This is a genomic window from Microbacterium sp. NPDC076895 (assembly GCF_040687115.1).
GTDB lineage: Bacteria > Actinomycetota > Actinomycetes > Actinomycetales > Microbacteriaceae > Microbacterium.
Window position 1 is genome coordinate 57,331 of sequence record NZ_JBFBMQ010000012.1, and the last position, 17,545, is coordinate 74,875.

At 67.8% G+C, this 17,545-nt stretch carries 18 protein-coding genes; 10 read left to right on the forward strand and 8 right to left on the reverse strand.

Going from position 1 to position 17,545, the window contains the following annotated elements; all coding sequences use genetic code 11:
• The first annotated feature begins 83 nt into the window (after positions 1-83).
• Both AB0O89_RS11185 and AB0O89_RS11190 read left to right on the forward strand, forming a co-directional pair.
• A complete protein-coding gene (locus tag AB0O89_RS11185; protein ID WP_363497494.1) occupies positions 84-485 on the forward strand; it encodes a hypothetical protein in 402 nt (133 codons plus the stop codon).
• A gap of 54 nt (positions 486-539) precedes the next feature.
• Positions 540-857, forward strand: coding sequence for a YbjQ family protein (locus AB0O89_RS11190; RefSeq protein ID WP_228177403.1), 318 nt, complete (start codon positions 540-542; stop codon positions 855-857).
• 3 nt (positions 858-860) lie between these two features.
• On the opposite strand, the gene AB0O89_RS11195 is transcribed toward AB0O89_RS11190, so the two are convergent.
• From AB0O89_RS11195 to AB0O89_RS11210, 4 genes are all read right to left on the reverse strand, one after another.
• On the reverse strand, positions 861-1,265 hold the full coding sequence (locus AB0O89_RS11195; RefSeq protein ID WP_363497497.1) for an HsmA family protein: 405 nt from the start codon (positions 1,263-1,265) through the stop codon (positions 861-863).
• Positions 1,266-1,311: 46 nt separating this feature from the next.
• Positions 1,312-1,536 (reverse strand): three-helix bundle dimerization domain-containing protein, encoded by a 225-nt coding sequence (locus AB0O89_RS11200; RefSeq protein WP_363497500.1) that lies wholly within the window; start codon positions 1,534-1,536, stop codon positions 1,312-1,314.
• A 61-nt stretch (positions 1,537-1,597) separates the two neighbouring features.
• Positions 1,598-2,926: an MFS transporter gene (locus AB0O89_RS11205; protein WP_300590458.1), complete on the reverse strand. Its 1,329-nt coding sequence runs from the start codon at positions 2,924-2,926 to the stop codon at positions 1,598-1,600.
• 26 nt (positions 2,927-2,952) lie between these two features.
• Positions 2,953-3,990: an FUSC family protein gene (locus tag AB0O89_RS11210; RefSeq protein ID WP_300590459.1), complete on the reverse strand. Its 1,038-nt coding sequence runs from the start codon at positions 3,988-3,990 to the stop codon at positions 2,953-2,955.
• A gap of 267 nt (positions 3,991-4,257) precedes the next feature.
• Between AB0O89_RS11210 and AB0O89_RS11215 the strand changes: the two genes are divergently transcribed.
• From AB0O89_RS11215 to AB0O89_RS11225, 3 genes are all read left to right on the forward strand, one after another.
• Positions 4,258-5,520, forward strand: a complete 1,263-nt coding sequence (locus AB0O89_RS11215; protein ID WP_363497562.1) for an alpha-hydroxy acid oxidase — start codon at positions 4,258-4,260, stop codon at positions 5,518-5,520.
• 184 nt (positions 5,521-5,704) lie between these two features.
• Positions 5,705-6,724: a DUF1852 domain-containing protein gene (locus AB0O89_RS11220; RefSeq protein ID WP_363497565.1), complete on the forward strand. Its 1,020-nt coding sequence runs from the start codon at positions 5,705-5,707 to the stop codon at positions 6,722-6,724.
• The gene (locus AB0O89_RS11225; protein ID WP_300590460.1) at positions 6,721-7,746 is read left to right on the forward strand and encodes a methionine synthase; all 1,026 of its coding nucleotides are present in this window, start codon (positions 6,721-6,723) and stop codon (positions 7,744-7,746) included. Before AB0O89_RS11220 ends, AB0O89_RS11225 begins: the two co-directional genes overlap by 4 nt.
• A 145-nt stretch (positions 7,747-7,891) precedes the next feature.
• Here the strand turns inward: AB0O89_RS11225 and AB0O89_RS11230 are convergent, their stop codons facing one another.
• The gene (locus tag AB0O89_RS11230) at positions 7,892-8,743 is read right to left on the reverse strand and encodes an LLM class F420-dependent oxidoreductase (protein WP_363497505.1); all 852 of its coding nucleotides are present in this window, start codon (positions 8,741-8,743) and stop codon (positions 7,892-7,894) included.
• Positions 8,744-8,948: 205 nt separating this feature from the next.
• Complete coding sequence (locus AB0O89_RS11235) at positions 8,949-9,821, reverse strand: GTP-binding protein LepA (protein WP_363497508.1); 873 nt, start codon at positions 9,819-9,821, stop codon at positions 8,949-8,951.
• Positions 9,822-9,904: 83 nt separating this feature from the next.
• Between AB0O89_RS11235 and AB0O89_RS11240 the strand changes: the two genes are divergently transcribed.
• Together AB0O89_RS11240 and AB0O89_RS11245 are read left to right on the forward strand one after the other, a co-directional pair.
• Entirely contained in the window at positions 9,905-10,882 is a 978-nt protein-coding gene (locus tag AB0O89_RS11240; RefSeq protein ID WP_363497511.1) for an ATP-binding cassette domain-containing protein, read from the forward strand.
• Positions 10,879-11,739: an ABC transporter permease gene (locus tag AB0O89_RS11245; protein WP_292709458.1), complete on the forward strand. Its 861-nt coding sequence runs from the start codon at positions 10,879-10,881 to the stop codon at positions 11,737-11,739. Before AB0O89_RS11240 ends, AB0O89_RS11245 begins: the two co-directional genes overlap by 4 nt.
• 4 nt (positions 11,740-11,743) lie before the next feature.
• Here AB0O89_RS11245 and AB0O89_RS11250 read toward each other — a convergent pair whose 3' ends face one another.
• Together AB0O89_RS11250 and AB0O89_RS11255 are read right to left on the reverse strand one after the other, a co-directional pair.
• Complete coding sequence (locus AB0O89_RS11250; RefSeq protein ID WP_363497516.1) at positions 11,744-12,766, reverse strand: endonuclease/exonuclease/phosphatase family protein; 1,023 nt, start codon at positions 12,764-12,766, stop codon at positions 11,744-11,746.
• 62 nt (positions 12,767-12,828) lie between these two features.
• Entirely contained in the window at positions 12,829-13,125 is a 297-nt protein-coding gene (locus AB0O89_RS11255) for a helix-turn-helix domain-containing protein (protein WP_292707886.1), read from the reverse strand.
• Between the two features lie 77 nt (positions 13,126-13,202).
• On the opposite strand from AB0O89_RS11255, the gene AB0O89_RS11260 reads away from it, so the two are divergent.
• Genes AB0O89_RS11260 through AB0O89_RS11270 form a run of 3 tightly spaced genes read left to right on the forward strand, consistent with a single transcriptional unit; the run spans position 13,203 to position 17,544 of the window.
• Complete coding sequence (locus AB0O89_RS11260; protein WP_292707882.1) at positions 13,203-14,648, forward strand: proton-conducting transporter membrane subunit; 1,446 nt, start codon at positions 13,203-13,205, stop codon at positions 14,646-14,648.
• Positions 14,645-17,230 (forward strand): putative inorganic carbon transporter subunit DabA, encoded by a 2,586-nt coding sequence (locus AB0O89_RS11265; protein WP_300591645.1) that lies wholly within the window; start codon positions 14,645-14,647, stop codon positions 17,228-17,230. The genes AB0O89_RS11260 and AB0O89_RS11265 overlap by 4 nt, the downstream gene beginning before the upstream one ends.
• Positions 17,221-17,544 (forward strand): DUF190 domain-containing protein, encoded by a 324-nt coding sequence (locus tag AB0O89_RS11270; protein WP_292707874.1) that lies wholly within the window; start codon positions 17,221-17,223, stop codon positions 17,542-17,544. Before AB0O89_RS11265 ends, AB0O89_RS11270 begins: the two co-directional genes overlap by 10 nt.
• The last annotated feature ends 1 nt before the right edge of the window (position 17,545 follow it).

Genomic DNA, 17,545 nt, shown 5'->3' on the forward strand with positions numbered 1-17,545 from the left:
CGTCAGCCGCGCTCTGTCAACCGGGTGGTGCACACGGCCGTGCGCAGCGATGCTGAGGGCCGACCCACGGAAGGGAGCTCGCTATGACGAACCCCACCCACCAGACCCTCGCGTCCCGCACAAACAGTGCCAGCGGCAACCCCGACACCCAGCCTCCCGTCTCGCAACTCCACGATGACCGGGAGAGTCCTCTCGCCGAGCGTGCGCTCAGGCGACGGCTACGCCGCGATGTCGGGACGGATGCCGCGCGCGATGCCACAGACCCGACCACCCAGAGTCGACCGAGGATGGCGATGAACGCGCCGAGCGTCCACGACGAGGTGACGGGCATTCTCGCGCAGACGCGCATGGATCACCCCCGGGCGAACCGGCGCCGCCTCCGCGAGGTTCTGCAGGAGCGGCTGTGCCAGGCCGGAATCGACATGCCGGCCGACGAGGTCGACGCGTTCGTTCGGGCGGTGCCGACTGACGAGAGCCAGAACTAGACCCGTCGCGGGCGCGCTCTTCCCCCGGGCTCACCCCGCTGGCAGACTGACGCCATGTTGATCGTCACAACCAACGACGTCCCCGGTCACACCATCACCGCCGTCCACGGCGAGGTCTTCGGGCTCACCGTTCGCTCACGGCATATCGGTGCCAACATCGGGGCATCGTTCAAGGCCCTCGCGGGGGGCGAACTCAAGGGCATCACGGAGCTGCTGCACGAGACCCGCATCGAGGCGCTCTCGCGGTTGTCGGCCGAGGCGGAGGGCAAGGGCGCGAACGCCGTCGTCGCCTTCCGGTTCGAGACCAACGACTATGGCGACAGCGGCGGTGTCGAGGTGTGCGCCTACGGCACCGCCGTCACCATTTCCTGAGTGTCAGGACGCTGAGCCGCCGATCATCGCCCCGGCCGCGCCCAGCACGTACGGCACGAGCCAAATGGCCCACACGACGATGCTGAAGCGGTGGAAGACGGCTTTCTCGTTCGCTCGGCCACGGATCAAGACGATGATGGCCCACACGAGGTGGATCGCCATCAGGATGATGGCGGCGAGGCCGGTTATCGCCATCAGTTGATCGAGACCGCCCGCTGCGACGCCATCCGCTCGGCGGCTGGCAGCGATCTGAGACATCAGCACAGTGCCGGTCGTGTCGGCAGCCAGCCCCAGCGCAAAGAACGCGGCATGCCACCACTTCAGGGTGCGTTGAACGCGCTCTGCCCATACACCGATCGAGTAGAAGACCAGGGCGAGCGTGATGATGACGATGGCTGCAACGAGCATGGTGCGATGCTAGCAAACCTTCAGTACTACTGAATGCCCTCGATGGTTAGACGGCGACATCCAGCGGACCGGGCGCACGGAGCCGCCGGAGCACCCGAGCCTCCACCATCGCGGGGATGAAGTGCCGGAGCCGCGCATCACCGAGAGCCGCCACCTCCTCGGCGACCATGAGTCTGACGCCCGCCTCGTCGGCCCAGGGGATGCGGCGCACGAGACGGTCGACGGCGTGGTTCAGCGCCTCGTACTCGTCGCGGGGGTTCGTCGCGCTCACGCGTCTAGGATGCGCGCGCTCGCGTCGAATTTCCACCCTTGCCTCAGTGAGAACGCCCTGTTCAGCCCGGAGTTCGGGGGGTCACGAGCCCGAGGCGGATGAGGGTGCGACGGCGCTCACGCACGATGAAGAAGGTCCCCACCGCCCACAGCGGGAACTGCGTGAGGAACGCGATGCGGAAAGCATGCAGCGTGTACGTGTCGGGCGTCCCCGCGCCCTGTATGTCGAGCGCGAGACCGATGAGGTAGACAGCGATGAGCGCGGCGAGAAACCCGCCCGCGTTGGTGACCCCAGTCGCCGTACTCAAGCGCTGTGCGGGGTTGTGGGTGCGGGCGTGATCGAACGCGATCATCGACGCGGGGCCTCCCAGCGCGAGAGCGATGGCGAGCGCGAACAGCAGCCACAGCGGCGCGGGCCCGGGAAAGGCGATGACGACCGCCCACGCAACAGCTTGCGCGGCAACCGACGGCAGCACGAGAGCACGAGAGCGGTGCTGAGGCAGCCGCTGCGACAGCCCGCCCATGATCGGGCCGAGCGCCATCCCGACCACGACATACGTCGACAGGATGCCGGCGGCCTCGGCGACCGTGCGCCCCTCGCCGACAGTGAGGAACGGCATGCCCCACAGCAGCACGAACGCGGTGCCCGCGAAGGGGGTCGTGAAGTGTGACCAGAATGCGAGCCGGGTACCGGGGTGCGCCCACGCGGCACGGATGCCGACCCCCGTGTCCACGGTCGAGGTGACGACCCGGATTGCACCCGTGTCGGTGTTGATCGAGACATCCCGCTCCAGTTCGGGCGGATGGTTGCGCACGACCAGAGCGATGAGGATGGTGAACACGAGCCCGAGCCCCGCGATCGACCCGAACGTGATCGTCCACGACGTGGCGTGCAGCAGGGCCGCCAGGGGAATCACCGCCACCAACTGCCCGGCCTGACCGACGATGCCGGTTAGCTGCACCATGACCGGTGCGCGTTGCGCGGGAAACCAGGTGGCGATGAGGCGGATGACGCCGGGGAAGATTGCCGCATCGCCCGCACCCAGCAGAACACGGGCGACAAGGGCGATACCGACGCTCGGAGAGATCGCCATCACGAGTTGACCGACCGCCATGAGCACCATGCCGACGGTCATGACCGGGCGCGATCCGAAGCGATCGAGCAGCACTCCCACCGGGATCTGCATGCCGCCATACACCCCGAGCTGGATGACGGCGAACAGCGACAGCGTCGACGCGTCGGCGCCAAAGCGATCGGCGGCGTCTACACCGACAGCGCTGAGAGAACTGCGGTTGGTGACGGCCAGAACGTATCCGGCAACGGCAACCGACCAGATCAGCCACGCTCGCCAGCTCGGCCCTCCGGCGAGGGGGCGGCGAGCCGAGGTCACCTCATAACGCTAGTACTCCGGCGGCCTCACTCGGTCTCGATCCCGACGAGCGCGTGATGGATGCGAAGAAGGTCGACCATCATCGAGCCCACGAGGATCCAGTGATCCGACGCCGGAGCGGTCACCGCGAGGGGCCTCGTCAGCGCGGCGGGTTCGATCACGCCAGCGGTCGGAGGAGCAGCGCCCCGGTCGGGGGCGAACCGCACATCGTGTGCCGCTCGGCGCAGTTGTTCCGCGATCGCGCCGATTGCGGGCTCGCCCGTGAGGGTGTCGTCGTAGCGCTCGTGGAACGCGCGGGTCATCCCGATGGCCTGCGTCACGATCGGCGTGAACGTCGTGACGAGAGTGTCGAGAGCAGCGAGCTCGGCCCGATGGCGCGGCGCGCGAGGGTTGAGGGTCAGCGAGTCTCGCGCCGCGGCGATCGCGGCATCCGCGGCATCCCGGCTCGCTCGCGTCGCTCGCGCCCGCGCGAGAAGATCGTCCCGCTGCGCCCGACTCTGCGAGTGCTGCAGGGCATCGGCGAGGCGGTCGAGGGTTCCGGCGAGGTCATCGGCGAGCGCGCGCACGGCGCGGCGGGCCGGCTCGACCGGGAGCGGCGGAACGATGAGGACGTTGACGACGAAACCGATCGCGGCGCCGATGACCGTCTCGACGATGCGATCGAGCGCGTAGTTGGGTGTTGCCGTTCCCAGGGCGAGCACGAGGAGCGCGCTGATGGCTACCTGGTTTCCGGTGCCGGGCGTCATCCGCAGGACCCACGAGAGCACGAGCGCCACGACCACGGCGACCGCAACGACCCAGGTGGAGGTCCCGAGCAGGATGCCGAGGGCCGAGGCGACCACGACACCGACGATGACCCCGACACTGCGCTCGAGCGCCTTCCCGAACGACTGGTTCAGGCTCGGCTGGACGACCAGGAGCGCGGCGATCGCGGCGAAAACCGGGGGCTGAGCAGGGATGAGCCACCCGGCGAGGAACCACGCGAGCACGGTGGCGACGGCGGACTTGACGACCTGGAGCAACGACGAGCGCTGGGCGGTGCGAAGGGCGACTGACATGCTCATGCGGCCCACGTTAGGGGAGCATGCCCGCGATGCGGCTCAGATTCTCAGGGTCGCACGACTGGATTCCCGGATGATGAGCTCGGGGGTGAACCTCACCTGACGGGGTCGCGAATGCTCGCCATCCTGCTCGAGGAGCGGCTCCACCGCTGCGCGTCCGATATCTACCGCGAGCTGCTGCACTCATCGACGGGAGCCTCGACGACCTGCGATACCGTGTGGTCAGGACACACAGCCCTCGGGCATCCGATGACACGGAAGGACACCATCATGGTGAAACGTCAGCTTCCCCAGCCTGCCGAGCTGTTCGAACTGATGAAGTTCAAGAAGCCCGAGTTCGACGGACGCAAGCGACGGCTGCAGTCGGCACTTACGATCTCCGACCTCCGCACCATCGCCAAGCGCCGCACCCCGAAAGCCGCGTTCGACTACACCGATGGCGCCGCCGAGGGCGAGCTGTCGCTCTCGCGCGCCCGCCGCGCATTCGAGGACATCGAGTTCCACCCCGACATCCTGACCCCCGCGCCTGACCTCGACACCTCCGTCGAGATCCTCGGCGGCCCCTCGGCGCTCCCCTTCGGAATCGCGCCGACCGGCTTCACGCGACTCATGCAGACCGAAGGCGAGATCGCTGGCGCCTCGGCTGCGGGAGCCGCGGGCATCCCCTTCACTCTCTCGACCCTCGGCACGACATCGATCGAGGAGGTGAAGGCCGCCAACCCCGGCGGGCGCAACTGGTTCCAGCTGTACGTCATGCGCGATCGCGAGATCTCTTATGCGCTGGCTCGGCGAGCTGCGGCATCCGGCTTCGACACCCTCATGTTCACCGTCGACACCCCGGTCGCGGGCGCACGCCTGCGCGACAAGCGCAACGGCTTCTCGATCCCGCCGCAGCTCACCCTCGGCACGATCGTCAACGCGATTCCCCGGCCCTGGTGGTGGTACGACTTCCTCACGACTCCGAAGCTCGAGTTCGCCTCGCTCTCGTCGACCGGCGGCACCGTTGGTGAGCTGCTGGATGCCGCCATGGACCCCACGATCAGCTACGAGGATCTCGCCGTCATCCGTGATCTGTGGCCCGGAAAGATCGTCATCAAGGGTGTGCAAAACGTCGCCGACTCGGTGCGCCTGATCGACCACGGTGTCGACGGCATCATCCTCTCGAACCACGGTGGGCGGCAGCTTGACCGCGCACCCATCCCCTTCCACCTGCTGCCGAAGGTCGTGCGCGAAGTCGGCAAGGATGCCACGGTCATGATCGACACCGGAATCATGAACGGTGCCGACATCGTGGCATCCGTGGCCCTCGGCGCCACGTTCACGCTCATCGGTCGTGCGTACCTGTACGGCCTCATGGCGGGCGGACGACAGGGCGTGGACCGCACGATCGAGATCCTGCGCGCCGAGATCGAGCGCACGATGCGCCTGCTCGGCGTGTCAAGCCTTGCCGAACTCGAGCCGCGCCACGTCACACAGTTGACGCGTCTGGTTCCGGTGGGCGGGGGCGCGGCATCCGTTCCCCTCGACACCTGACCACCGCTCACCAATCCGTCACTGTGTTACGCGGCGAGTTGCACGTCGGGCGCGAAGCCGAGATGCTCGAACACATCGCAGCATGACGCGAAGCCTCGCGCCCGAGCACGCCATCGGGCACGCGCTGCGGCTCCCTGACAACTCAGCGGGCCGCCCTGGCTCGCCCGAACTCGAACGGCCTGTCATGCGTCTGACGTCTCCGCCCGTCCCTGTCTTCACCCTCGAGCGTGTCCGATTCGACGAGGACTACCACCCTCTCGACAACACGCGCATCACCACCAACTTCGCGAACCTCGCGCGCGGCGAGAACCGCAGGGAGAACCTCCGCAACGCGATCCGGATGATCAACAACCGGTTCAATGAGCTTGCCGCCGACGACAACGAAACGGCAGATCGCTACTCACTCGATCTCGACATCGTCTCGGTCTCGATCGACCTCGACGAGGGTGGCGACGGCGAGCGATTCCCGATCATCGAGGTTCTGGAGACGACGATCGTCGACCACCGTTCGGGAACCCGCATCCCGGGCATCGTCGGGAACAATTTCTCGTCGTACGTGCGCGACTATGACTTCAGTGTCGTGCTCCCCGCGCACAACGCCGGCGGATCCGGGTTCAGCGTTCCCGACGACTTCGGGGTGCTACACGGGAACCTGTTCCGCAGCTTCGTTGCGTCGGATGCCTACACGCGGCACTTCGCGAAGGCTCCCGTCATCTGCCTGAGCGTCTCGAGCACCAAGACCTACCAGCGCACCGACACGCGGCATCCGGTTCTGGGCGTCGAGTACCGCCAGGACGAGTACTCGCTGACCGATGACTACTTCGCGAAGATGGGGATGAAGGTCCGCTACTTCATGCCGCCGCGCAGCGCCGCGCCGCTGGCCTTTTACCACGTCGGTGATCTGCTCGCCGACTACACGAACCTTGAACTGATCTCCACGATCGCAACCATGGAGACATTCCAGAAGATCTACCGTCCCGAGATCTACAACGCCAACTCCGCTGCACCCGCGCGGTTCCAGCCCAGCCTGAGCCAGCCCGACTACTCGCTGACGCGCATCGACTACGACCGCGAGGAGCGCAGCCGCCTGGCCGTCGAGCAGGGCCGTTTCGCCGGCGAACACTTCGTCGAGCCGCACCGCGAGACGCTGGAGCTGTGGTCGGCGCAGTTCTCCGACCGCGAGCTGGAGGGGGCCCAGGCATGACGCTCCTTCCCACCTCCACCGCCGGAAGCCTCCCCAAGCCCGCGTGGCTCGCCGAGCCCGAGACGCTCTGGTCTCCCTGGAAGCTGGATGACGGCATCCTCGCCGAGGGCAAGCGGGACGCCCTGCTTCTGGCGCTCTCGGATCAACAGCACGCGGGGATCGACATCGTCAGCGACGGCGAGCAGAGCCGCCAGCACTTCGTGACGACCTTCATCGAACATCTCGCGGGCGTCGACTTCGAGCGCCGCGAGACGGTGCGCATCCGCGACCGTTACGACGCGTCGGTCCCGACGGTCGCCGGCCCCGTCGCGCGCAAAGCGCCGGTGTTCGTCGAGGATGCCGAGTTCGTGCGTGCCCACACCAACCGACCCCTCAAGTGGGCGCTGCCCGGCCCCATGACGATGATCGACACGCTCTACGACGCCCACTACGGCAGCCGCGAAGAGCTCGCATGGGAGTTCGCCGGCATCCTCAACCAAGAAGCGAAAGAACTCGCCGCGGCCGGCGTCGACATCGTCCAGTTCGACGAGCCGGCGTTCAACGTCTTCTTCGACGACGTGAACGACTGGGGAATCGCGGCGCTCGAGCGCGCGGCAGAAGGGCTGACCTGCGAGACCGCGGTGCATGTCTGTTACGGCTACGGCATCAAGGCCAACACCGACTGGAAGGCATCCCTCGGGTCGGAGTGGCGCCAGTACGAGCGGATCTTCCCGCGCATCCGCGAATCGAGCATCGACATCGTTTCGCTCGAGTGCCACCACTCCCACGTGCCGATGGACCTCATGGAACTCATCCGCGGCAAGAAGGTGATGGTGGGCGCGATCGATGTCGCCAGCTCGACGGTGGAGACCCCCGAGGAGGTCGCCGAGACGCTGCGGCGGGCGCTGCAGTTCGTGGATGCCGAGAACCTCTACCCCGCCACGAACTGCGGCATGGCTCCCCTGCCCCGCGGAGTCGCGCGCGGAAAGCTCGCCGCCCTCACCGCGGGCGCGGCGATCGTTCGTTCCGAACTCGGCGGCTGAACTCCGGCATCCGAGCTCCGGCATCCGTCTTCGGCACACAGCGACGTAGGAGAAATCGCCGAGGCAGGACGATGTGCACCAGAAAGGTCCTACCTCGGCGAGAACACCTACCTTCGTGCGGTGGGCGTGCGGTGGACTCGGCCCACTACACCCGCGCGGCGACCCCGGCTATCAGATCGACGACCTTCTCGGGCTGACGGATGCCGACAGAGAAGACGTACGTCGTCGTGAAGCCCGCCTCCCCCAGCGCCCGCACCTGGCCGGCGACGCCGTCCACCGTGGATTCGGGATTCACGCCGATCATTGCCGTCTTCTCGACGGTGTCGTAGTCGCGCCCGACATCGTCGCAGTGGGCCCGCAGCACGTCGAGTTTGCCCGTGGGTACTCCAGCGAGGGCGCTGAGGTTGCAGGCATCCGCGTACTGCGCCACGAGCTTGAGGGTCTTCTTCTCTCCCCCGCCGCCGATCATCAGCATCGGCTTCGTGACGTTCTGGGGCGAGTTCAGCGTGCGCCCGAGCTGCCAGATCGCCCCGTCATACGGCTCGTCGGAGCCCGACCACATCTGCTGGCAGATCTGGATCGTCTCCTCGAGTTCGCGGAAACGCTGCGCGACGGGCGAGAACGGGAATCCGAGGCCGACGCACTCCTGCTCGTTCCAGCCTGCGCCGATGCCGAGTCCGACCCGGCCACCCGAGAGCACATTGAGCGTGCTCACCTGCTTGGCAAGCAGGGCGGGATGCCGATAGATGACGCCCGTGACCAGGACGTGCAGCATCGCTTTCTGCGTGTGCGCGGCAAGGAACCCGAGGGTCGCGTAAGCCTCAAGCATCTCGTGCTCGACGGGGCCGATGCCGGGCAGCTGCCAGAAGTGGTCCATGACGGTGATCCGCTGGATGCCGGCATCCTCAGCATGCCTGACGTGCCGCGCGAGGGTCTGGCCGAGCTCGGCCGGCCCCGAGTCGAAGGTGAAGTCCGCGATGTGCAGCCCGAAGTGCATGTCAGCTCCGTCCCGGGTCGGATGCCGTATCCGGCCGCGCTGTCAGGTTACGCCGCCATCGGCATCCGTGGTCCTGTGCGATGCCTTACGGAGGTAGGAGGAATCGCCGGGGTAGGACGATGAGCATGCACATCGCCCTACCTCGGCGAGAATTCCTACCCACGAGAGGTCGGCCCGGGCAGCGGATGCCACCACGGATGCCGGGTCACGCGGCGTCGCCGAAGCCCCGCTCGCGGTAGAGGTCGATGCTCTCGCGGAGGGCCCGCAGGACGTAGGGCGGAAACTCCATGCCCTGCTGGTTCGCCCACAGTAGCTGCGCTTCGATGCGGCCGACTTCGCGCGCGTACTTGTCGAGGTCGGTGTCGAACCCCAGGCTTGTCACGACGCCGCCCATCTGCGCGCGGTAGCGGTCCTGTCCGTTCGTGCCGACGAGGTTGTAGGTCTTCTCGCGCAGGACGCGGGCGAGGTAGAGCTGCCAGGGTCGCAGCGCCCCGGAGTGCACGAGCTCGGTCGCGCTCATCCGATAGAAGGCGAAATGGCCGGGTTCTTGCCGACGGATGGGCGCGATGATCGTCTCGGCGATCGCGGACTCACCGAGCTCGGTCATCCCGCTGTGGATCGTGTTGTAGGCGAGCACCGCCTGCCGTTCCGTGCTGGCGCCGGTCAGGTAGTAGAGCAGCCGCGCGATGTCTTGGATCGCGGAGAAGTGCGCGAGCGCGCCCATGATCCGCATCTTGTACGACACGTCGAGCACGGGCTCCGCGGCGGCACGCCCGAGGTCCTGCTGCAGCCGATCGAGGATCAGACCGTGCTGAATCTCCTGGGGCTGCCACACGTCGGCGTAGAACATCCGGTCGACCTCGCTGACATCGGGCAACAGCACGAGCAGTTCGAGCACGTTGCGGTCGACCTCGAGCTCGACCCGCGCGAGGTAGTCGATGACGTGTCCGTACCGCTCGGCCACGGCACGCGGGTCACGGATGCCGCGGTCGACCGAGTCCAGTTCGATCGGCGGATGCTCCTCGCCGAGCCTCTGGACGTGCTCGAGTATCCGCTGGGACGTCACCGGCTCAGCCATGCATCCATCATGCGGGACACTCCGCGGCCGTGGGGCCGATGGCAGGCACCCGGATGTCTGCGGGCACCGGTACCATCCCTGCCATGGCTTTCATCGAGGCGAGCGGGCTCGTCAAGACCTACCATCCGCGGGGTGCGCCGGTCGTCCGCGCGCTTGACGGACTCGACCTGTCGGTGCCGGAGGGAACCGTCGCGGCACTGCTCGGGCCGAACGGTGCCGGGAAGACGACGACGGTGAAGGTGCTCACGACCCTCATCCGACCGGATGCCGGGTCCGCGAGCATCGACGGTGTCGACGTGCTCGCAGACCCGCAGCAGATCCGTCGGATGAGTGGCGCGAGCGGTCAGTACGCGGCGGTCGACGAGAACCTCACCGGGTTCGAGAACCTCTTCATGGTGGGGATGCTGTACCACCTTGGGCGGCGCCGCTCAGCCCAGCGGGCGCGCGAACTTATCGAGCTGTTCGATCTGGTGGATGCCCAGAACCGGCCCGTCAAGGGATTCTCGGGCGGGATGCGGCGCCGGATCGACCTGGCCGGTGCGCTCGTCATCAATCCGCCGGTCCTCTTCCTCGATGAACCGACGACGGGGCTCGACCCGCGCAGCAGGCTCGCGCTGTGGGACGTGATCGAGACGCTCGTCGCCGGCGGCACGACAGTGCTCCTGACCACGCAGTACCTGGAGGAGGCAGACCGCCTCGCCGACTCGATCTCGATCATCGACAACGGACGCGTGATCGCGAAGGGCACCGCTGACGAGCTGAAGTCCTCGGTCGGTGGCCAGCGGATCGCGGTGAGCCTCGTGAGCGAGAGCGACGCCGACGCGATGCGCGAGATCCTCTCGCGCTACGGCTCGGGGCCGGTCGCATCGGACGGCGCGCGCGGCCTCGTCGTTCCGGTCAGCGACGGAGCCGACGCTCTCTCGCGCATCATGACCGACACCGCTGCTGCCGGGGTCGAACTGCACGATGCCGGGATGCGCAGGCCCACGTTGGACGACGTCTTCCTGCAGTTGACGGGCCATGCCGCCGAGCAGACCACGGACGAGGAGGAGGCGGCATGAGCACCGAGGCCTCGCACACGACGGGATCATCCAGCACAACACTGCAGCCCCGGCCCGGTACGGCGTTCAGTCGGTTCCTCTCCGACGGTTACGTCACCACCTGGCGCAATGTGAAGAAACTGACCCGGGTTCCCGACATCCTGATCTTCACCCTCATCCAGCCGATCATGTTCGTGCTGCTGTTCACGTTCGTCTTCGGTTCGTCGATCCAGGTGCCGGGCGAGAGCTACACGTCGTTCCTCATGGCCGGGATCTTCGCGCAGACCATCGTGTTCGGCTCGACATACTCGGGCTCGGCGATGGCCCAAGACCTCAAGGACGGCATCATCGACCGCTTCCGCACCCTGCCGATGAGCGGGTCGGCGGTGCTCGTCGGGCGGACGGTCGGAGACCTCGTCATCAACGTTCTCTCCCTGATCGTCATGATGCTCACCGGCCTTCTCGTGGGGTGGCGCGTCGAGTCATCTCCCCTCGAGTTCCTGGCTGGCGTTGGGCTGCTGTTGGTCTTCGCCTACGCGCTCTCGTGGGTGCTGGCGTTCCTGGGTCTGATCGTGCGCAGCCCCGAGGTCATCAACAACGCCTCGTTCCTGATCCTGTTCCCGCTGACCTTTATCTCGAACGCGTTCGTGCCAAGTGAGAACCTCCCCGGCCCCCTCCGGGTGATCGCGGAATGGAACCCGGTTTCGGCCCTCGTACAGGCAGCCCGGGAGTTGTTCGGCAACGCACCCAGTGGCAGTGCGGCAACCGACGCATGGCCGCTGCAGCATCCGGTGATCTATGTGCTGCTGATCACGATTGTGATGCTCGTCGTGTTCGTTCCGCTGTCGATCCGCCGCTTCGCATCGCTCAGCCGCTGAGGCCTCAGGTGAGGTCGCAGAGGGCCCAGTTCGCGATGACCGCCCGGTGATCGCTGCCCTCGATGTACGCACTGTCCCACCCCGTGGGAACTGCCCCGCGCGCGAGGACGTGATCGATGGCCGTGAACGCGGGTACCGGCTTCTCTTGTGGCCACGTCGGCCACGGGACCGGGCCCGCCGCCTGCGCGGCTGTTGCGAGGCCCGCCGCTAGCCGCCGGAAAACGGGGTGGGAGAACGACGAGTTGAAGTCACCCGCGACGACGAGACGTGGCTCGCTTGTGGCCTGGATCCACTCATCGATCGCGGTCACTGCCTCGTGCCAGTCCCCGGGCTGGCCGACCGGCGGCGGCGGGTGCACGGCGGCGACGCGAACTGCCGATCCGTCCGGAAGAGCCGCGACGGCGCTGACCTGCTCGAACACGCTCCCCGGGATGTCCGCCTCGGCGCTGAGGGGATAGGCAGAGAGAATCACGCTTCCCTTGTATGCGTTGGTGCTCACCTGCTTTGTCCGGTAGGGCAGCGTCTCGGCCAACCCTTGGCCGTGCAGGATCTGGCCGATCAGGTGCTCGTCAGTCTCGACGAGGATGACCACGTCGGCTCCCGCGTCTCGGATCAGATCGGCGAGCTGCCGCGGATCCGCACCGGCGAACTTCGCGTTGAAGGAGAGCACTGTCAACGGCGTCGACCCCGTGCAGTCACCCGCGCCCGTGGCAGCCGGGTTGAGCACCGGAAGCACCGAAAGCACGGCGCCGGCCACGAGGACGGTCGCCCCGATCCACGCACGGGAAACCGCTGCGACGACCGCGACCACGAGAAGGCCGAGTGCTCCCGCCGGCAGAAGCGACTGCGCGATGGGGATCAAGCCCCCAGCAGGCAGATCCAGATGTGGCAGCACCACCGCCGGAACCGCAAGAACAACCGCGATCACGATCCACACGAGCGAGCGCCGCGATAAGAGGCGCCGCCGCCGATCACGACCCTTGGGCGACACCGGGTCGGGGGAGTCAGCGCGCCCGTCGACAGTCACCGGGCAAGTAGATCATCCGCCGGTCCACGAATCCTGCGAATCGCATCCTCGGCGCGAGCACGTCATCCGCGCGAACGGTCGGCCCCCAGAGCCGCGAGCAACTCGCCGACTGCGTGGTCGCTTTCCACGGGATGCCGAAGGGGAAGGTCACTCACGCACTGATAGGTGTTGCGCCGCCCGTCCTTCTCCCTGCGCAGGTAGCCGCCCTCGACGAGATCGCTGACGATCTGCTGAGCCGTGCGTTCGGTGATGCCGACGGCTGACGCGATGTCGCGCAGGCGGATGCCCGGATCCCGCGCCACCGTGATCAACACGTGCGCGTGATTGGTGAGGAACGTCCAAGTGCCCACCTTCGACATGATACCTGACCTACAAAACACGCGAAGCTATACCGGTAATTTGCTTCCTGTAATTTGTTGCTTGTAATCTGCCTCGTGTGAATCCGCTTCTCCTGGCAGCGACAGCGCTCGTCCTCCTTGGTGCCTTTGTGACGGCGATCGCGGGTCGACGATCACGACGGATGCGGTCGGCCAGCGTCGCGGCCACGTGGATCGCCTTCGCCCTGGCCGCGGCATCGCTTGTTCTGGCCGCCGCATATGCGAGCGATGTCGTCGGAAGCATCTTCGCCACGCTTGCTCTCGGCGTGACCGGGACTGTGCAGCTGTGGAGCATCCGCCACCTCGAGGGAGACCCGCGCGCGACGCGGTTCTTCGCCCTGTCGTCGGTCTTGGCTTCCGGACTCACCGTTACGGCGGCAGCCCCGAATGCGATCGTCCTGGCGATCGGATGGGTGGTCGCAAGCGCTGCAGTGATCGCGCTCATCACCCTCGGCGGTCGCACTACTCAAACCCGCGTGGCCCTGCGCCGCACGCTCGTCGCCTTCGGCATCGGCGATATCGCTCTCGTGGCCGCTGTCGTGACCGTGACGGCGACGCCTGTCACCTCCCTGAACGAGCTGGGCGCCGTCGGTGGAGCCCCAGCGCTGGTCGTCGGCATCCTGGTCGCGATCGCAGCGATCACGCGCGCGGCATCCGTCCCCCTCCACGGGTGGCTGCCCGCGACCCTTGCCGCCCCGACACCGGTATCGGCGATCCTGCACGCCGGATTCGTGAACGCCGGGGCGCTTCTGCTGGTGCGGTTTGCGCCGCTGGAGGCCTGGACGACCCCGGTCATCGTGGGAATCGCCGGCGGGCTCACGGTCGTCATTGCCGGCTCCGCGATGCTCACCCGACCCGACGTCAAAGGACGCCTCGTGCACTCGACGGCGGCCCAGATGGGATTCATGCTGCTTGCCTGCGCGATCGGCGCCTGGCCGCTGGCGCTCCTGCACGTCGTGGGGCACGCGCTCTACAAGTCCTACCGGTTCCTTGCCGCCGGATCCGCGCTCCTCGGCGAGCCGTCACCATCGCGGGCTCAGGATGCGGACACTCGCGTCCTGCGTTCCGGTGTCGCCTCCGCTGCCGCCGCAATCGTGGTGGTGATCGCCCTGATAGCAGACAGCTTCTCGCACCCGGGCGGCGCCCTGGTCCCCTTCATCGCCGCCACAGTGTGGATCGGGGTGTGGGCAGCGACGGGCGGACGAGGCAGGTCGCGCTGGGTGATCGCGGCTGGAGTCAGCGGCGTCGCATCCGGCTACGTCCTGCTGTGGGCGGCTGTCGAGAACGCGTTCCCGCTGGCCCTCGGGGCCGCGGCCAGTCCCTGGCTCGCGGTCTGCGTCTTCGTGACGGCCGTGCTCGCCGGCCTCGCTGTCAGTCCCGCGGCACCCACCGCGATCCGGGACTACGTGTACGGCGCGGCATCCGGGTGGGGCACATCCCCCGCGCCACCATCGCACGCCGCGTCGCTTACCGAACCCGTCGAGTACGAAAGGTCTTCTCGATGACCATCTCCCCGCTACCCCCCACAGAAAAGACACCCCCACGGGCTGTCGATGTCCGAGGGCTCGTGATCGCCGCAGCCCAGGCTCTGGCCCCGCAGTATCCGTTGCACCGGTTCATTGCACGCAACCCCTATGCCGGCTACGAGGACCTGCCCTGGGACATCGCCCGGGAACGGATCGCCGCCGAGCACGGCACGTCACTCGTCCGGCCGGAATCGGCCTACCGCGACCTCTACGCCGCCGGCGGCGTGAACGACGCTGACCTCACCGACGCTCTCGGCACGCTCGTGCACGATGTCTCGCTCGATCGCGTCGTGCGGTGGAGCGGACGAGACATCCGCGTTGCCGACGTCTTCATTGCTGACCTGCTCGCGTCGCCGGAGGCCCCGCTGCCCAGACGCACACTCCTGACGCCCGCTGAGCGCTTCGCTCCGCGCGTGCACACCAAGATCGAGACGTACCTCGCCCGGCTCGGCGCCCGCTCGCTCGGACACGCTCCCGCCCCCGATCCGTTGACGGCCGGGCGGTTTTGGGATGCGTGGCGGCGCAGTGCCGGCCGCGACCTCACACTTCCCGTGCGCGTTCGCCGGGGTGTCCGGATCGCCGCCGAGTCACCGGAGGAGGCGATTGCGACGGCGTTCGAGCACTGGGAGGTCGTCGGCGACGACGCCGTCGCCCTGCTGCGCGCCCACCTGCTGAGCCTGCCGGGGTGGGCAGCGGCGATCGCCGACGGCTCCAGCGGCGCCGTGACCCTCACCGACTGGCTCGCTGCCCGCGTCACGCTGGAACTGCTCTGGTTGCCGTCGGACACTCCCGCGTGGCATCCGAACGCAGCCGCCACCACAGCCGCCGCCGTCGTCTTTCCCGCCGAACGTCACGCCGAACGGGTCGCCGCGGTCGCCGATTCCCTCGCCCTCACGCTCGCCGACGCCGAACGCGCCGAGCTCTCCCGCATCCTGCACGCCCTTCCCGAGTCATGCCGCCTCGAGGCGTGGCACGCTGCTGCCGAACGCCACCTCGCGCTGCTGGTCTCGCCGCGCTCCCGTCCGCGGGCGGACCGCGGCCGGCCGGCATCTCAGGTGGTGATGTGCATCGACCCTCGCTCGGAGGGGATGCGGCGCCACCTCGAGGCATCCGGAGACATCGAGACCTTCGGGTTCGCAGGCTTCTTCGCTCTCGCCATCGCATTCCAGGATGCCGCGGGCGGCCCCGCGATCGCCTCGTGTCCCGTCCTGGTGGCACCGCGCGCCCGCGTGCACGAAGGCTCTGCTGATCAGGCGGCGATCGAGCGGCTTCGACGGGGCGCCGTGACCGCGCGCACCGCCCACGACACCCTCGAGGGCGTCGCCGAGTCTGCGGCTTCACCGTTCGCGTACGCCGAGATCGCCGGGTGGGCGACGGGACCGGCGAGCGTCGCACGCACCATCGCCCCCGTGACCACGGCGCGCGTCGCGCGGAACCTTCGGGAGATTGTTGCGCCGCGTCCGGCGACCCGGCTCGATCCCGACGTCGCCTTCGCGCTCGACGAACGGATCGCGTATGCGGAGTCGGCGCTTCGGATGATGGGGCTCGTCGACCAGTTCGCGAGGCTCGTGGTGCTCTGCGGGCACGGCGCGACGGTCGCCAATAACCCCTTCGCCGCGGCCCTGCAGTGCGGTGCGTGCGGTGGACACGAGGGGTCACCGAACGCACGCGCGGCAGCCGCCGTCTTCAACGACCCCGAGACCCGACGCGGTCTCGACGAGCACGGCATCCACATTCCACCCGACACGGTCTTCCTTGCCGCGCAGCACGACACCGTCACCGATCGGATCACGATCCTCGAGCCGTGGAGCGTTCCCGCCACCCACAGCGCTGACCTCGCCGCACTCGAGGATGCCGCAGCAAGCGCGCGAATCGGGAACGGCCGCGAGCGCCTCGCCGAGGTGCCGGGCGCTCCGGCGAACCCGACAGACGACGTGGTCCTCGCCGAGCTCGAGCGCCGCAGCGCCGACTGGGCGCAGGTCTACCCCGAGTGGGGCCTGTGCGGAAACGTCGCGATGATCGTCGCGCCCCGCCGCGTCACCGCCGAGCGCAACCTCGCGCGCCGTGTCTTCCTCCACAGCTACGAGACCGACGCCGATCCCGATGGATCGGCCCTCGAAACGATCCTGACTGCCCCGATGATCGTCGCTCAGTGGATCAACGCGCAGTACTCGGCATCCACCCTCTCCCCCAACCGGTTCGGCGCCGGCAGCAAGACCCTCCACAACGTCGTCGGCAACGTGGGGGTCGTTTCGGGGTACGGCGGAGACCTCCGTACCGGTCTCGCCTGGCAGTCCGTGGGTGTCGGACACGGCGCTCGACACGAGCCGGTACGGCTGCAGGTCTTCGTGCAGGCACCGCTTGAGCGCGTCGGCGAGATCGTCTCGCGCTCCCACGTCGTCCGCCAGCTCGTCGATAACCGCTGGATCACCCTGCGCGCGCGTGCGGACGACGACACCGACTGGGCGACTCTCACCCGCTACGGATGGCGCACCCAGCCTCTCTCCGACGCACCGAGCCCCACAGAGCCCACCCCCAAGGAGACCACCGCATGGAACTGAAGGACCTCACCCCCATGGTCAAGATCGAGATCGTCATCCCCGCGCGTCATGCGCCCGAGGTCACCGACCTCATCCGCAGTCTCGGCGCGCGCGGCTACACCGCCGTCTCGGGCGTAGCCGGGTTCGGCCACCACGGCGAGCGCGGGGGGCGGATGCTGTTCAACGACCACGACGCCCTGACGATGCTCATCACCGTTGTGCCCGAAGACCGCGCCGACGCCATCGCCTCGGCGATGCATCCGGTGCTCACCCGGATGTCGGGGGTCATGTTCGTTTCGGAGACGGCAGTCAGCCGCGCCGAGTATTTCGTCTGAC

Excerpts from the sequence above, each read along its gene's own strand:
- AB0O89_RS11235 (WP_363497508.1), bottom strand. The coding sequence starts at position 9,821 with ATGGCTGAGCCGGTGACGTCCCAGCGGATACTCGAGCACGTCCAGAGG.
- AB0O89_RS11225 (WP_300590460.1), top strand. The coding sequence starts at position 6,721 with ATGACGCTCCTTCCCACCTCCACCGCCGGAAGCCTCCCCAAGCCCGCG.
- AB0O89_RS11245 (WP_292709458.1), top strand. The coding sequence starts at position 10,879 with ATGAGCACCGAGGCCTCGCACACGACGGGATCATCCAGCACAACACTG.
- AB0O89_RS11240 (WP_363497511.1), top strand. The coding sequence starts at position 9,905 with ATGGCTTTCATCGAGGCGAGCGGGCTCGTCAAGACCTACCATCCGCGG.
- AB0O89_RS11255 (WP_292707886.1), bottom strand. The coding sequence starts at position 13,125 with ATGTCGAAGGTGGGCACTTGGACGTTCCTCACCAATCACGCGCACGTG.
- AB0O89_RS11185 (WP_363497494.1), top strand. The coding sequence starts at position 84 with ATGACGAACCCCACCCACCAGACCCTCGCGTCCCGCACAAACAGTGCC.
- AB0O89_RS11230 (WP_363497505.1), bottom strand. The coding sequence starts at position 8,743 with ATGCACTTCGGGCTGCACATCGCGGACTTCACCTTCGACTCGGGGCCG.
- AB0O89_RS11210 (WP_300590459.1), bottom strand. The coding sequence starts at position 3,990 with ATGAGCATGTCAGTCGCCCTTCGCACCGCCCAGCGCTCGTCGTTGCTC.
- AB0O89_RS11190 (WP_228177403.1), top strand. The coding sequence starts at position 540 with ATGTTGATCGTCACAACCAACGACGTCCCCGGTCACACCATCACCGCC.
- AB0O89_RS11215 (WP_363497562.1), top strand. The coding sequence starts at position 4,258 with ATGGTGAAACGTCAGCTTCCCCAGCCTGCCGAGCTGTTCGAACTGATG.
- AB0O89_RS11265 (WP_300591645.1), top strand. The coding sequence starts at position 14,645 with ATGACCATCTCCCCGCTACCCCCCACAGAAAAGACACCCCCACGGGCT.
- AB0O89_RS11270 (WP_292707874.1), top strand. The coding sequence starts at position 17,221 with ATGGAACTGAAGGACCTCACCCCCATGGTCAAGATCGAGATCGTCATC.
- AB0O89_RS11195 (WP_363497497.1), bottom strand. The coding sequence starts at position 1,265 with ATGCTCGTTGCAGCCATCGTCATCATCACGCTCGCCCTGGTCTTCTAC.
- AB0O89_RS11220 (WP_363497565.1), top strand. The coding sequence starts at position 5,705 with ATGCGTCTGACGTCTCCGCCCGTCCCTGTCTTCACCCTCGAGCGTGTC.